The 14773-nt window shown below is 44.3% G+C and carries 11 protein-coding genes and 1 rRNA gene; all 12 read right to left on the reverse strand.

All coding sequences use genetic code 11. The annotated features are described in order from the left end of the window. Window positions 1–273: 273 nt before the first annotated feature. Window positions 274–1668: a class II fumarate hydratase gene (gene fumC, locus CH367_RS13245; RefSeq protein ID WP_100762974.1), complete on the reverse strand. Its 1395-nt coding sequence runs from the start codon at window positions 1666–1668 to the stop codon at window positions 274–276. A gap of 101 nt (window positions 1669–1769) precedes the next feature. Further along, window positions 1770–3848, reverse strand: coding sequence for a hypothetical protein (locus CH367_RS13250; protein ID WP_100762975.1), 2079 nt, complete (start codon window positions 3846–3848; stop codon window positions 1770–1772). A 243-nt stretch (window positions 3849–4091) separates the two neighbouring features. Then, window positions 4092–5354 (reverse strand): malic enzyme-like NAD(P)-binding protein, encoded by a 1263-nt coding sequence (locus CH367_RS13255; protein ID WP_100762976.1) that lies wholly within the window; start codon window positions 5352–5354, stop codon window positions 4092–4094. Between the two features lie 47 nt (window positions 5355–5401). Next, entirely contained in the window at window positions 5402–6772 is a 1371-nt protein-coding gene (gene mnmE, locus CH367_RS13260; protein WP_100762977.1) for a tRNA uridine-5-carboxymethylaminomethyl(34) synthesis GTPase MnmE, read from the reverse strand. Then, window positions 6765–7475 (reverse strand): RNA-binding cell elongation regulator Jag/EloR, encoded by a 711-nt coding sequence (jag, locus tag CH367_RS13265; RefSeq protein WP_100762978.1) that lies wholly within the window; start codon window positions 7473–7475, stop codon window positions 6765–6767. Before jag ends, mnmE begins: the two co-directional genes overlap by 8 nt. 31 nt (window positions 7476–7506) lie before the next feature. Further along, window positions 7507–9387, reverse strand: a complete 1881-nt coding sequence (yidC, locus tag CH367_RS13270) for a membrane protein insertase YidC (RefSeq protein ID WP_100762979.1) — start codon at window positions 9385–9387, stop codon at window positions 7507–7509. After that, on the reverse strand, window positions 9377–9622 hold the full coding sequence (yidD, locus tag CH367_RS13275) for a membrane protein insertion efficiency factor YidD (RefSeq protein ID WP_010572996.1): 246 nt from the start codon (window positions 9620–9622) through the stop codon (window positions 9377–9379). Before yidD ends, yidC begins: the two co-directional genes overlap by 11 nt. Then, the gene (rnpA, locus tag CH367_RS13280) at window positions 9622–9939 is read right to left on the reverse strand and encodes a ribonuclease P protein component (protein ID WP_100763034.1); all 318 of its coding nucleotides are present in this window, start codon (window positions 9937–9939) and stop codon (window positions 9622–9624) included. Before rnpA ends, yidD begins: the two co-directional genes overlap by 1 nt. Before the next feature lie 10 nt (window positions 9940–9949). Next, window positions 9950–10111, reverse strand: a complete 162-nt coding sequence (gene rpmH / locus CH367_RS13285) for a 50S ribosomal protein L34 (RefSeq protein ID WP_000828326.1) — start codon at window positions 10109–10111, stop codon at window positions 9950–9952. A 245-nt stretch (window positions 10112–10356) separates the two neighbouring features. Next, window positions 10357–10473: ribosomal RNA gene (rrf, locus tag CH367_RS13290) — 5S ribosomal RNA — on the reverse strand. Window positions 10474–10520: 47 nt separating this feature from the next. Beyond that, a complete protein-coding gene (locus tag CH367_RS13295) occupies window positions 10521–12311 on the reverse strand; it encodes an FG-GAP-like repeat-containing protein (RefSeq protein WP_100762980.1) in 1791 nt (596 codons plus the stop codon). Window positions 12312–12368: 57 nt separating this feature from the next. Next, complete coding sequence (locus tag CH367_RS13300; RefSeq protein WP_100762981.1) at window positions 12369–14708, reverse strand: hypothetical protein; 2340 nt, start codon at window positions 14706–14708, stop codon at window positions 12369–12371. Window positions 14709–14773: the final 65 nt, after the last annotated feature.

The raw sequence follows: 14773 nt of genomic DNA on the forward strand, positions 1-14773 counted from the left end.
TTATACGATCTTTTGGACGTTTTTGATTTGGTTCCTGATCGGGATCGGAGCGGCTTGTCTTTGGTATTCGCTCAGTGGCTATTGGAACTCGGAAAAAAATAAAGATGGACGATTTTAATTTTTTAAAAATAGAAAATGAAATTTCAGAAAATTAAAATATTCTGATTTTATGATTCTACTATAAGGCAAATAAAAAGCGCCTCGATCGAAAGATCCAAGGCGCTTTCAAACTCAAAGGGCGGTCACAAACGTGCAATACCCTTTTTATTCTTCTTAATCTACCGATGGATGAATCATCTTTTCCGGAAGAACCCACTGATCGAATTGTTCGCTTGTTAAAAGACCCAGTTCGATTCCGGATTCCTTCAAAGTTGAACCTTTTTTGTGGGCGTTCTTTGCGATCTTTGCCGCGTTGTCGTATCCGATATGCGGATTCAACGCGGTTACGAGCATCAAAGAATTATTCAAGTGTTCGTTGAGTTTTTCCTTATTCGGAGTGATTCCGCGCGCGCAATGTTCTTCAAAAGATATGCAAGAATCGGAAAGTAAACGAATCGAGTTCAACACGTTGTGAATGATCAACGGTTTAAAAACGTTCAATTCGAAATTTCCCGAAGCTCCCCCGATGTTCACCGCGACGTCGTTTGCGATTACTTGAGCCGCAACCATCGTCATCTGTTCGGATTGAGTTGGATTCACCTTTCCGGGCATAATGGAAGAACCGGGTTCGTTTTCGGGAATACTGATCTCGCCGATCCCACAACGAGGACCGGAAGATAGCCAACGTACGTCGTTCGCGATTTTCATCAAAGACGCCGCGATGGTTTTTAAAACGCCGCTCGCCTCCACAAGAGAATCGTGAGCCGCAAGCGCTTCGAATTTGTTTTCAGCGCTTACGAACGGAAGTCCGGTTTCCTTTGAAATCTGAGCCGCGGCCTTTACGGCAAACTGAGGATGTGTGTTCAATCCGGTTCCAACCGCTGTTCCGCCTAACGCAAGTCTGTATACCGCGGGAAGAACCGCCTTTACTCTTGCGATATTGTAATCCAATTGTTGAACATAACCGGAAAATTCCTGACCCAATGTTAAAGGGGTCGCGTCTTGAAGGTGAGTTCTTCCGATTTTTATAATATTCTGAAATTCGTCCGTTTTCTTTTTGAGCGTATCCCTGAGTTGTGTCAACGCGGGAATCAGCTTTTGATTCAATTGTTCCGCGGCGGCGATATGCATCGCGGTTGGAAAGGTGTCGTTCGAAGACTGAGCCTTATTAACGTCGTCGTTCGGATGAACCGGTTTTTTAGAACCCATAACTCCGCCTGCGATTTCAATCGCACGATTCGAAATTACTTCGTTAGAATTCATGTTGGTTTGAGTTCCCGAACCGGTTTGCCAAACGGAAAGAGGAAAATGTTCGTCTAACTTTCCGGAAATCACTTCGTCCGCGGCTTGAACGATCAATTTCTTTTTATCCTCGGTCAGAAGTCCGAGTTCCGCGTTTACGATCGCGGCCGATTTTTTCAGAACTCCCAATGCACGGATCATTTCCCTTGGAAATCGATCGTTTCCGATATGAAAGTGATGCAAGGAACGCTCCGTTTGCGCGCCCCAATATTTTGAATCGTCTACAGCGATCTCGCCCATTGAATCAGTTTCGATTCTGGTTTTCATGAATCCTCCGAAAGCTTACAAGTTGATTGAAATATAAAATTCTCCAAAACGAATATTGATATTTAATAAAATTCTAATATGATTAGAATTAAATCGGATCGTTATTCGTTTTGAAATCGTCTCAGAGTATCCGCGAGCGCGGAAAACTCCGGTTTTTTGGCGGAAACATTGTCCATATAATCCAGAGTGGTTTGGACCCAAGTCGAATCGGATTCCAATTCTCTTCGAATAAAAACGTGTCTGACCTGGTTCATCGCTCTGATTTCCAGATATCTCCGCTTCTGGTCATAGTATATGAGGTCGGCCACTTTGTCTTTTCCGAATTCTGGGGAGGCAACGGCGACCACGACTTCGTCGAGCCAGATCAGTCCGTTGTTTTTACGGTCCACGTAATCGATCGCTTTTTGAACTCGGGCGGGAACGATCATTTCCTTTTCCTTCGGTCCGACGATTACACCGAGCGACATTTTCTTTTTCGGTTTAACGGATTCCGGAGAAGAATTATCCGATTCGACGTTTTTGTTTTCTTTTCTGACTTGGCCCCTGTTCGGGATTTCTTTTTCTTTCGGTGCGAATTTAATTCCGAATAAGCCGAGAATGAATTCTACGATTCTTTCTAAAATCGATTTGGAAGCCCTTTCGGAACGGATTCTTTCCTTTTCCGTATCTTCTTCCCATTCCGCGATCGCTTTGCTCAAACGAATCTGTTCGTCGACTGCGGCTTGTCCGTCTTTCACATCGGAAACTTCTTTTAAGAATTCGTAAATTCCTCTCGGATAACCGTTCTGCCGAACGAGGTTATGGATCGAAGTTCTTCGAGGACGAACCTCGATAAAGGAACGAAAAATCATACTCTTTGCAAGAATCACAAGACCGATCGTTTCGCCGCCCGCGCCCTTTCTTTCTTTTTTGAGAAAGTCTTCTCGCGCGCGAACCCGATCCAAAACTTGGCGGAACAATTCGCTTCTGCTCATTCCGACGCTTTTGATTGCGGCGTCGTCCGCTTCGAAATTCGAAAGATCGAAATTGATCGGCTCCTTCGATTCTTTAAAGCGAAATAGATTTTCACCCGTGATCAAATTGATTAAGGATTCTTTTTTAAGATTTTCTAATGTGATTACGGTTTGCAAAAGCACTTCGTATGCTTTGATAAAATCTCCGCCGCCGGACCAATTCTTCCCCGAAGTGAACGCGGGATGTTTTTTCAACTCCTGTACGTATCTTTCCGCTTGAGAATGGCCGGTGAGTTCGATCCAAGAAGATTCCTCGCCGGGAAGAATCTGCAAAAGAATTTTACGAGCGATCACTGTGAATAAATCGAATATGATTTCGAGTTCGGTAAGTTTAGGAGGTTCGTCCTTATCCTTGGACGCGTGACGAAAGCTGAGAAGTTCGTCCAACGAAGGTTGAAACAAATGAAAACGAGGATGCAGTTGCAAAAGAGGAGATCGAGAACCCCGTTTTTCAAGAACCGGTAAAACTTCCGCTTCCACTTTGATCAAAGAAAGCTGATTTAAAATTTCTCCCGGCTTTTGATTCAACATTTGGAATATATTGCTGAACAAATCCCCTCGGACCTGCAGACGACTCAAAAGAGATTCCAGGGAAAGAGATTCCAAATTCTGCATGGACTTTTCCAAAAACTTGGAATCGGATAAGTTGATCGGCATTCCTTTCTCGTCCACGTTCAGATAATTCTGATGAACCCAATCCTCTACGTCCGAATTTTTGGAAACGTTGAGAATGAACTGATCTCTTGCGTGAAGCATCTCGAGAATGGCCGCAACACTTTGAAGAAGACAACCTCGTTTTACTTTTACGATCTGATCGGCTTTTAAAGACGCGGGTCGAATGATTACGTTCGCGATTTGAAGTTCCCTTACTTCTTTTTGAAACTGAAGATACTGATAGGATTGAATCCCTCTTCGTTCTTCCAAAAATTTTATATCGTGAAGTTTGAGATGTTGAAGTTGTTCGATTTTTGTGAGAGCAAACGGAGATTGATTGAAAAGAAAGTAATTCTCCACTCCCTTCTCCACCAAATCTATATCCTTAAACGCGCCCGGATTGAACTGAAGCATCAGAACCTTGAGTTCTTGATCTCCGATCATATCCTGCGTTTCCTCCGAACTTAGAACGAAGGTTTCGGGAGTCGGAACTTGATTTTCAGATTTGGACATAATCCACCGCGTCCCCAAAGGGTATATAGCTAAGAGACTTCAGAAATTTAGAAAAGTCGAAACCTATTTGTTTCAAAACCGGATTTTCCATTCTTAAGAAAGAAATTATCTCTTTGAATATCGGGAGTTTTCCGAAATAACTCAGTTCTTTTTCTCGATGGAGAATTTTCGATCTATCGATTGCGAAAGTGTTTTGAGCGACTCGGTTGAATTCGATAAAAAACGTCCCTTACGGAGACGTTTTTAAGATCGAATGATTCCTTCGAGGAAACCGAGATATTTTTCTCTTCCAAGATAAGGAATCCTAGAAGAACCGCTCGCTACAGCCGCTTCCGCAACTGCAGGTGCGACGTGAAACAAAACTCGTTTGTCGAACGGCTTCGGAATCAGATATTCCGGGCCGAACGTAAATTTTGCTCCGCCGTAAGCTTTGCTGACCGCGTCCGGAACTTCCAAACGAGCGAGTTCGGCGAGCGCACGTGCCGCCGCGAGTTTCATTTCGAGAGTAATATGACGGGCTCTTACGTCGAGAGCTCCTCTGAATATAAAAGGAAATCCTAATACGTTGTTCACCTGATTTGGATTATCACTTCTTCCGGTTCCCATAATCAGATCGGAGCGAACCGCCTTTGCGACTTGATACGGAATTTCAGGATCAGGATTTGCCAATGCGAAGATGACCGGATCTTTTGCCATGGAACGAACCATGTCTTCGTCGACCATATTCTCCACCGAAACGCCGATAAAAATATCGGCGTCTTTCATCACGTCTCGGAGAGTCGTAGCTTCGGTAGTTTGTACGTATTTCTTTTTGGATTCGTTGAGATCGGTTCGTTTATGATGAATCACACCTTTCGTATCTACGAGAAAGATCTGTTCTTTTTTGATTCCGATATGTTGAATGAGTTCCGCGATCGCGATTCCGGCGGCGCCCGCTCCGCAGATAACAACTTTTACGTTGTTCGGTTTTTTTCCGGTGAGTTCGAAAGCGTTCAACAATCCGGCAACAGTGATGATTGCGGTTCCGTGTTGATCGTCATGGAACACCGGAATGTTCATCTTTTCGATCAGTTGTTCTTCTATATAAAAACTTTCGGGAGCTTTGATGTCCTCGAGATTGATTCCGCCGAAGGTAGGCTCGAGAAGTTTAACCGCATTGATAAATTCGTCCGGGTCCTTGGTGTTCACTTCGATGTCGAAAACGTCGATGCCCGCGAACTTCTTAAAAAGAACAGCCTTACCTTCCATCACGGGTTTACCGGCAAGCGCTCCGATATCTCCGAGACCGAGAATCGCGGTGCCGTTGGTGATGATGCCGACTAAATTCCCTTTGTTCGTATATTCATAAACGAGTTCCGGGGAATCCTTAATTTCCAAACAAGGATAAGCGACTCCGGGAGAATAAGCGAGGGAAAGATCGTAGGAATCCTGAGTCGGTTTGGTTGGAACTACTTCAATTTTTCCCTTAGGATGAAGCGCGTGGTATTGTAACGATTTTTCCCGCATACGATTTTTCCCATATTTTTGAAATCAGGCCGTGCGACCATAACATTTCATTTACCTACACAGAACTTACTGAAGATTCTCCCCAAAATTTCTTCGGTGTCCACTCTGCCGTTCACTTCTCCGATTTCGGAAAGAGCATAGTCTATTTCTTTGATATAGATTTCGGCGGGAGCGCCTTCTCCGATCAATTGGAGCGTGTTGTTGAGACAACGAACGATGGTTTCAAAATGATAACGTTGTCGCTCTTCTAACAAGACATAATCTTCGGAATGTCCCATCGTCCCGGCCCTTTCTTTGATCGCGCCAAGAAGAATCGAAATCCCTTCCTTGGTTTTACAAGAAATTTCGCAGACGGTTAAGTCTTTCACATCGGAAAATAAATTCGGATCCCAGGAGGAATCCCGGATATCGATCTTGTTCGCGACTAAAATAGAACCTTCGAGTCGATCTCTGGTTTTAGCGATAAATTCTTTCCAATTTTCTTTTTTGGAAACGTCCGCGAGAAAAAGACGGATGTCCGCGGATTGAAATTCTTTTTCACTTCTTTCGATTCCGAGTTTTTCGATGCGGTCTGTCGTTTCTCGAACGCCGGCCGTGTCCACGAGTCGAACCGGAATTCCTTCCAAAAGAATTTCTTCGCTGATATAATCGCGTGTTGTTCCGGGAATTTCGGAGATGATCGAACGATCCTTACCGAGAAGAACGTTCATCAAACTGGACTTGCCCGTGTTCGGTTCTCCATAAAGAACGATTCTAAGTTGTTGAATCAATTTTTCGGCGGAGTCCGATTTGGTGATCACGGTTTGACAAAGCATTTTTACTTTTTCGATCCGAGCTTTTCTTTCTTCCAAAGATTCGTATGTAAGATCCTCTGTGGAAAAATCGATTTCGGCTTCGCACTCCGCTTTGAGAGAAATCAACTGACTTCTCAAGTTGGAAGTGAAACGGGAAACTTCTCCGAATACGTTTTTTTGCGCGAGCTCCAATTCAAAACGAGAACGCGCCGATATAAGACGACCGATCGCTTCCGCTTCGGTTAGATCCAGTTTTTCATTTAAGAATGCTCTACGCGAGAATTCTCCCTGCTTTGCGGGACGCGCTCCGGCTCTGAAGATGGCGTCTAACGCTTCTCTTAATAAAATCGGATTCCCATGAAAATGAAATTCGCAAAGATTCTCTCCCGTATAAGAATTGGGAGCCTTGAAATAAAAGAATAGAATTTGATCCACCGGTCGATCGCCGATCTGAAAGACACATTGGATCGCGGTTCTGGGTTGAACGTCGGATGGAGAAATCGGTTTATTTTTTGAATAAAGAAAAGAGGAGGAAATCGTAAGGGCCTCCGGCCCGGACATTCGGATGATTCCTATTGCCCCGGATCCGGAAGCTGTTGATACGGCCGCTATCGTATCATTCAAAATTTGCTTCTTCGAGAAGGTCGTTGTTAGGACCTTTTTCGACAACGTCTTTGTATTTGTGTTTGTCCTTCATCGGAATGATTCTTACTTTTTTGTAAGTACCGTTTCCTTCGGATCTTGTGAAAACCTTTTCGTTTTCCTGAAGAGCCATGTGGATGATTCTTCTTTCGAAAGGATTCATCGGCTCGAGAAGTTTCGATTTTCCTGTTTTAGCAACGGTCGCCGCAACGGATTTACCGAGACGAACGAGAGAAAGTTCTCTTTTGTCTCGATAGGATTCGATATCCAGAACGATTTTTCTTCCATGTCTGATTTTGGAATCGACCATCAGGTTGAAAATGAATTGAAGAGCGTCTAACGTAGCTCCTCTTTTTCCGATCACGAGTCCGGATTCCTTGCTTGCGATTTCGACGTAAATTTTTCCGTCGACGTCGCCCATTCCGACTACTTCGGCTTCGATTCCCATCTTCTTAAGAACGGTGAGCACGACCCCGTGAATGATTTTCTCCGCGGGAAGATCCCGAGAAGTTACGTAAGCACGGACTACGGCCGGCTTCTTTTGAGAGATTCCGAAAAAGCCGCCTTTTCCGGAATCAACGGTTTCAAAACGAACCTCGTCCGAATTCAATCGGAGAGTTTTGAGAGTGTACTCTTCGGCTTCGGACTTCGATTTAGCCTCGGCTTCAAAGATGTAATTTTCCATGTGTTTATCCTCGATAATGAGTTCGTTGTGCTTAAGCTTTTGCCTTCTTCTTTTCTTCGGTCTTTTTCATGTGATTGGTGATCCACTGTTGACCGATGGAAAGAATGTTTTGGAAAGTCCAGTAAAGGGTAACACCGGAAGGCATATTCCAGAAAATGTAAAGCATCATAACCGGCATCACATACATGAGCATTTTCTGATTCGGATCCATAGATACGGATGTCATTCTCGTTTGAAAGATCTGAGTACCGACCATCAGAAGAGCGAGAAGGTTTAAGCCGATTCCGGTTTGAGTAAAATAAGGAATCGCAGGTGAAGTCCAGATTACGTCCGGTTCGCTGAGATCTTTGACCCATAAGAATGGTGAATTCCAAAGATCTATTGTATCAGAAAACGCGGTATAAAGAGCGATAAAAATCGGAATTTGAATCACCATAGGAAGACAACCGCCGACCGGGTTTACGTTATTCTTCTTATAGAGTTCCATCGTTTTTTGCTGACGCATCTTAGGATCGTTCGCAAATTTTTCGTTGATGGTTTTCAACTGCGGACTAAGTTCCTGCATCTTCTTCATACTATCCGCTTGTTTTTGGTTGAGCGGATAAAAAACGAGTTTGAAAAGAATCGCAAAGATGATGATGCTCCATCCGTAATTAGGAACGGTGAATCTGTAGATTTGTTTCAAAACCCAGATGATTCCGTTTCTGAAAGGGGTGGTCATCCCTTGATTGAAGGACTTGCTCAAGTCGGAACTCAAACCCGCAAACGGACTATTCTTAGCCTGGCCCGGATCCAACTCTGGATTACGGAAAACCATTCCAACACTTTCGCGAATCCCGACGTAAGACGCGAAATCGAGATTGTAAGTTTCTCCCGCGCTCAACACTATATTATCATATAATAATACTGCGCCGCTTTCGTTTTTAGGTCTGTTATCCAGAACGACACCTTGCGCTTTATGATCGAGCGGATCGGCAACCGCGATAAAATAACGGGAACCGGTTCCTGCAAAGTCGACGCCGGATTCCGCGTTCGTTTTTACGCTGAAGGATTCGTCCGCACCGGAACTACCCGTAAAAAAATTACCGACCGAAGACCAAAATCCTACGGAAGAACTTCCATCCAGAGTATCGTTAAACGAACCGCCTAAGTGATAGAATCTAAAAAAGTTCGCGGTATCTCTGTCGTTCAAAGCTCTGTCTTTCGGAAAAGGTCCAAGACTTCCGAATGTTCTTAGATATTGAGTGTTCTTCGGAGATGCGAAAGAAAGTTTTTCTTTGGTTAAGTTGACGATGGAAACGGTAACTTTGAAATAATTCTCACCTTGAAAGAAACGAAACGTTTTTTTCAACTGATACGTTTTATCGGGGGATACGGCGGAGAATACGACGGTTCGTTCGGATTTGTTTTCTTCTACGGAAAAAGGAACCTGATTCCAATCGGAGTTCGGAAGCGCGTTTAAGGAATCCGTAAAGTTAAAATCGAAACCTTTCTCTCTGGATAACTCCACACCTTGATACGTTTTACCGTCGACGGTGAGAGCTTCCGGATTTTTACGAGCGACTTGGATCGGTTGTCCGTCGGCGCCGTTGTGATCTTTCATGTAAAACTTGGAGATTCTCCCGCCTAAGGAAGTGAATTCCACGATGTAAGAATCGGTGACGACTAACGTCTTTTTTGATTCGGTAGGAATTACTTTCGTTTCCTGAACCGGAGCGGCGGTAAGAGATTCTTTCTTTTTTTCTGTCGGAACTTGGTCCTGTTTTTTCTCCGAAGGTTTATCGGAATTCGCTTCCTTGGTTTCGGAAGGTTTTTTAGGAGGAGCGGAAGGGAAGAAAAAATAATTCACTCCCATCCAAATTCCCATACTGAGAATTAAAGCTAAAAATAATCTACTTTGTCTATCTTCCATGTGCACAGTTCGTCCTTTTAATGTTAGGTGGTAAGGGATCTTCGAACCCTCGTGAAAGAGGGTTGCATCTCAAAATTCTCCAAGTGCTTAACTGAAGCGCACGGAAGAATCCGTATTCTTGAAACGCTTGAGCGGCATATTCGGAACAAGAGGGTGTAAAACGACAGGCGGGCGGCAATAAAGGAGAGATTAGCTTTTTATAGAGCTGAATCAGTTTGATTGCAAGTTGGTTCATCAGATTCGGTTGATCAGAGAGACCAGAATCTTAACCAGCTCCCCGTGGTTCAGATCCAAAATTTCTTTTTTGGCCAATATCGCGATATCAAAGCCTTGTAGAAAGTTCTTCTCTTCCTCGTGTATGACCGACCTAAGTTTCCTTTTGATCCGATTTCTTTGAACCGCGGTCTTTACCGTACGCTCGGGACAGTAAAGATAACGATTCTTTGATAAAGAATTGGGAAGGTATACTAGAACGATCGGGAAGCGGGAGACTCTTTTTCCAGCCTTAAAAAGAGATTGGATCTCCTTCCTGGATTTTAATGTCTCTTCGATGACTTAATTCTTAGTATTTTTTACCGAGTTTTTCGTCAGAAACAGTAAGTTTGTATCTGCCCTTTTTTCTTCTGCGTGAAAGAACTTTTCTTCCACCTGCAGTAGCCATTCTTGCGCGAAATCCGTGTGTTCTCGCTCTTTTAACTCGGCTGGGCTGGTAATTTCTTTTCATAATTATCCCTGATTGGCGTTAATGATTGCGTTTTTCTTCTTTAAGAAAGAATTCAATGCTCTTTCATACAGAAGCTTTCTGAAAAAGGTCTGAGTCAACCTATTTCACATCCGGATTTGGTGTGAATTCGTCTTTGTCGGGAGTTCTATTCTTTGTGAATTCAGGGAAAAAGAAATGCCCTGATGGAAGGCCCGAACGACGGGAGGAGAATTGTCAGAATCAATCCTCTGTCCAAAAATAAGAAAACCCGGCAACGTCCTACTCTCCCATGCAGCGAACCACACAGTACCATCAGCGATGAGAGGCTTAACTTCCGTGTTCGGGATGGGAACGGGTGTGGCCCTCTCTCTATAGTCACCGGGAATCTTGAGGTCAGGTTCGCGTACCGAATTCTCCCGTCAATCTAAAATTAATAAAAAAGTTCAAATTCTTTTGCGGAGAATTTTTTTAGGAAGTAAGTCGTCTCGACGTAAGAAGCGATTGAATACGCGAACTGGCTGTTGACTTCTCCAGTAAGAATGGAAGTGGCTGAAACTGCGGAAGTGGTCGGAACTCCGGCAGGTGTTCCCGCAAAAAGATAAGCCCGACCTTGATTCGTAGAATAACCGTAAGCACCGATACAAGCGTCCGAAAGTCCATCCCCGTTGCCATCCGCGAACGCCGCAAAGATTCCGAATTGGTCGCCGGAATTTTCCCCGCTCAAAACCGAATGCGCGGTTCCACCGGCCGAAAGATTTTGACCGACAATGCCGGAATTTCCAGAAGAAAGAAAAACGAATCCGTTTCCTTGGGCCAGTCCGTAAGCACCGACAAGCGCATCGTGAAAACCGTCTCCGTTGACGTCGCCCAATGCGACCGAAATTCCGAAAAAACCGGCGCCTGCTTGTCCGGTCAAATACGCATTCGCAATTCCTGAAGTAGATAGATCCTGATTTGCAATTCCCGAATTCCCGGAAGAATGAAACGTATACGCTCGTCCTTGATTTGCCGAATAGGATCTTCCTCCGATCAAGGCGTCTTCGAAACCGTCTCCGTTGATGTCGCCTAACGCGACGGAAATCCCGGATTGGCTTCCCGATTCTCCGATCAAAAGAGTATTAGAATTTCCTGATGCACCAAGGTTCTGACTTGAAACCCCCGAACTTCCGGAAGAATGAAAAACATAAGATCTCGAAGCTCCATCGGCTCCGACCAAAACGTCCGAATAACCGTCCCCATTCGCATCTCCTGCGGCAACGGACATACCAAAACGATTGTTGATTGCGGCTCCAAGCAAAGCCGTTTGCGCCGAGGCGATACTCGACGTAGAAATTCCGTTTGGTCCGGAAGAATGAAATATATCAACACGTCCCTGTGAAGTGCTATAACCGTAAGAACCGATCACTAAATCTTCGAACCCGTCTCCGTTAATGTCGCCGGTCGCGATAGAACCACCGAAAAAAACCGTGGAACCGGCGGTTAACGTAGAAGTCGGAGAGGCTCCGTTTAAAATTCCCGAACTTCCAGAAGAATGAAATATATAAACCGCATCGGTCCCGGTATTCGGTGCGCTTACGATCGCATCCGCGTAACCGTCTCCGTTGATATCGCCCAAAGTCGAAAACCAACCGAATTGACTCCCGGTTGATAAGGACGCCAAACTTGTGTTAGCCGATAGAGCGGATTGAGACGAAATTCCCGAGTTTCCTCCGTGAAAGATATAAACCTTACCGTCGCCGCCCGCGTATTGATTGGCGCCTACGATGAGATCGGGAAACCCGTCCCCGTTTACATCTTGGTTATTTCCTTTTCGAACGTAGATCCCGTAAGACGCACCAAACAATGAGGATCGTACCACAATCGCGTGTTTTGAATTCTGTTTCCAGATCTGAGATCCGGTCGGAAGTCCGAATTTCCAGGTTGTTCCGGTAACAATCGCGGGTTGAAAGGGCGCTCCGTCTAACGACACTTCTGCGCCCGAAGCGAAGGGCGCGAGATCGCCTGTTAAAAATCCGGAATGAAGAATTCCCGAATTACGAACGTTTCGTATAGAAGGAGGAAGACAACCGGTAGTTTGGCCGATCATACACTGAAGAATTACACTTTCGTAATATGGGGAGGAACTCATATCTCCCGGATTGAAACTGCGAATTCGATCACAACAAAGGGAGAATAGTATAAAAAGAACGATTCCGTATCGGAAATGACGCTTTTGCTTCATGTTAAATTCGCATCCAAAAAATAACGGGAAAAGAATTCTCCCGTTCTAAAAAAGAATTTATTTCTTCTTTCTGCTCGGGAGATATTTATAATATTCCACTTCGATCGTATTGATTAGAAATGTATAATATTTAACTAGTTTCTTGTCGTATTTTTTCTTCTGCGCTTCGTTTCTTAAAAATTCCGAAATCTGATCCCGTATCAAGGGCGCTTTTAAATCGTTATGACTGAGAATGATGGAACCGGGCATCCCTTGTGGAACTAAATCGTCCGGAATCAGGATCATGGCCGAGTTTTGTAAAAGAGCGTATTCGATGGTGGAGGCGACTTTGTCGTCGTCCTTCTCCCCCTTGAGATGTGCCACGCTGTTTCGGATATTATCCAAGTTCTCGAAAATCTTTTTACGCAAAGAACGAGAATCGTGAATTTTATCGGTGATCTTCGTAAAACGATTCGGAAACACAAAACGTTCCGCACCCTTTGCGATCAGACTCACCTTCTTCTCCTTAGGCGATTCAACTTTGGATTGAAAGTGTTCGTCTTCGGAATCGTCGCCGGAATAATAACTTTCCGAAGAGGAAGACATCGCACCGTATTCTCCCTTAAACCCCGAACCGAGGGAAGCGGAGGACGAACCTCCGTTGGAAAGTATGTCCGATTTTTCCTTATCTCTAAAATAGAATGCAAGCATCAAACCCAAGAACAAACTCACGGGAATTCCCACGAATAAGATTCCGGTCGTTCTGAAATGTACGGACGCGATTAAAAAGAGAATCATACTCGCGACAAAACCCAACATCCCCATCGGAAGATTGAACTTCTTTGCGAATTCCTGAGAACGTTGTTTTTCGGCTTCCAACTGCTCCAACGCTTGGATTCCTTGTTGAAGTTTGACGATATTCTCGGCTTTGAGTTTTGCGTTTAGGCCCGGATGTTTCGGATTACTCAAACTCGCGTTGATTTCTCTCGCGATATCCAAATCTTTTTGATACGTAGGATTGCTCGTAGCCATTCCGCTTAACTTGTGTAAGACGGCGGCCATATAACCCGGATCGACCGCGTAAATTTCCGAGGTTTGATCGGGTTTTTCGATCACCTTCATTCCATATTGATCGGAAATATCCTTTTTCAATTCTTCGATCAATGCCGGATAACGTGATTCGTCCAACAAACCCGACGATTTTAATTTTTGTTCGGGTGAGAATTTATAGAGCGTTTGATCCTGAAGGGTGTTCTCGGCGATCTTGTGAAGAATTCTCGACTTCAAGGATTTAAAAACGTTTTCTTCCTTTCTTTGAACGAGCCTTTCTTTTTCTTCCATCAATCTGGAAAGAATCTGAATGGAAAGTCTACAGGTTTCGGAAACCTTTTTGCCGAGTTCGTCGGTTTCACGATCGAAAGGATAATCGTTGATCAATGCGATCAGAGCTTTTACTTTTTCGCTGTTTTGTTTTCTTCCGGGTTCGACCATCTGAATGTGAGTTTGTTCAAACTCGGCGATTCTCGTAGCGAACAAACTATAACCGGCCCGAGTACAAAGTTCCTTCAGATAAGGAATCGCGAATTTTTCAAGGGCGTCCGCCTGGCAACGATAATGCGCGATCACTTCCGGTTGATTCACATAAGAACCGTCCGGATTCAATTGAAGATCGTCCAAAATGATATGATAGTCCGGCATAAGTTTCATCACGTAATTCTTCTGAATCGCATACGCGAGAAAATCCCGTAAGAAGTCCATCATAGGAATATAACTGTAAGGTTGAAATCCTCTCTTCAACAATGTGGAGAATTCCGCTTCGAGAGAAGCCAACTTCGGAAAAAGCCAATTCTTTCCCGCTTTGTTTTTATGAAGAAGAAAGGAGCCGGGACTGTCTTCGTCCGGAAGTTTCGGTTTTTTGGATCGGTTCTGAAGAATGAGATCGATCATCTCTTCCGAAAATTCGAAACAAGCTACTCGATACGGAGTTACATCGGTCTTCGCCTCTTTCTGAGGACTTGCGATCGCGATACGAGCCAATACTTTCGCTCCGTTGCGTACCAAAAACGGATAGATATATGCGGACTTATTTTTCCCTTTTTTTTCGTAATCGACTAACTGACGTAAAGCGAGATCGATACTCGGCGGAGACTTCGCTTGTTCGCTGAGATTTCTGTATTTGTTTAAAAGTTCGCCAAGCTTGTCTAACGTGAGAAGATAAGAAGGATGAATACTTTTCGAACCGTGTTTTTCGGTTTTTTTATGCCAGTCTCTGAGTTCGTCCAGAATACAACGCGCGGTTGCGGATAAGCCGACGGCACCCTCGTTTAAAAAAAGATAATCGGGCGTAAGGGACTGGATTTCAACCGGCTTACTCGCCGCCAGTTCCTCAAAGCTTATGTCCTGTTCCGTGCTTTCCATTTTTCCTATTCAATCAACAATGCGGTTCCGAATCTTTGAACCTTTCTAAGTATCCAGTCTTCCAT

It is taken from the genome of Leptospira barantonii (assembly GCF_002811925.1).
Lineage (GTDB): Bacteria > Spirochaetota > Leptospiria > Leptospirales > Leptospiraceae > Leptospira > Leptospira barantonii.

What these genes read in the sequence shown, in the direction of transcription:
- CH367_RS13250 (WP_100762975.1), bottom strand. Translation starts at nt 3,848, where the DNA reads ATGTCCAAATCTGAAAATCAAGTTCCGACTCCCGAAACCTTCGTTCTA.
- rpmH (WP_000828326.1), bottom strand. Translation starts at nt 10,111, where the DNA reads ATGAAAAGAAATTACCAGCCCAGCCGAGTTAAAAGAGCGAGAACACAC.
- CH367_RS13300 (WP_100762981.1), bottom strand. Translation starts at nt 14,708, where the DNA reads ATGGAAAGCACGGAACAGGACATAAGCTTTGAGGAACTGGCGGCGAGT.
- fumC (WP_100762974.1), bottom strand. Translation starts at nt 1,668, where the DNA reads ATGAAAACCAGAATCGAAACTGATTCAATGGGCGAGATCGCTGTAGAC.
- yidD (WP_010572996.1), bottom strand. Translation starts at nt 9,622, where the DNA reads ATGAACCAACTTGCAATCAAACTGATTCAGCTCTATAAAAAGCTAATC.
- yidC (WP_100762979.1), bottom strand. Translation starts at nt 9,387, where the DNA reads ATGGAAGATAGACAAAGTAGATTATTTTTAGCTTTAATTCTCAGTATG.
- jag (WP_100762978.1), bottom strand. Translation starts at nt 7,475, where the DNA reads ATGGAAAATTACATCTTTGAAGCCGAGGCTAAATCGAAGTCCGAAGCC.
- CH367_RS13255 (WP_100762976.1), bottom strand. Translation starts at nt 5,354, where the DNA reads ATGCGGGAAAAATCGTTACAATACCACGCGCTTCATCCTAAGGGAAAA.
- CH367_RS13295 (WP_100762980.1), bottom strand. Translation starts at nt 12,311, where the DNA reads ATGAAGCAAAAGCGTCATTTCCGATACGGAATCGTTCTTTTTATACTA.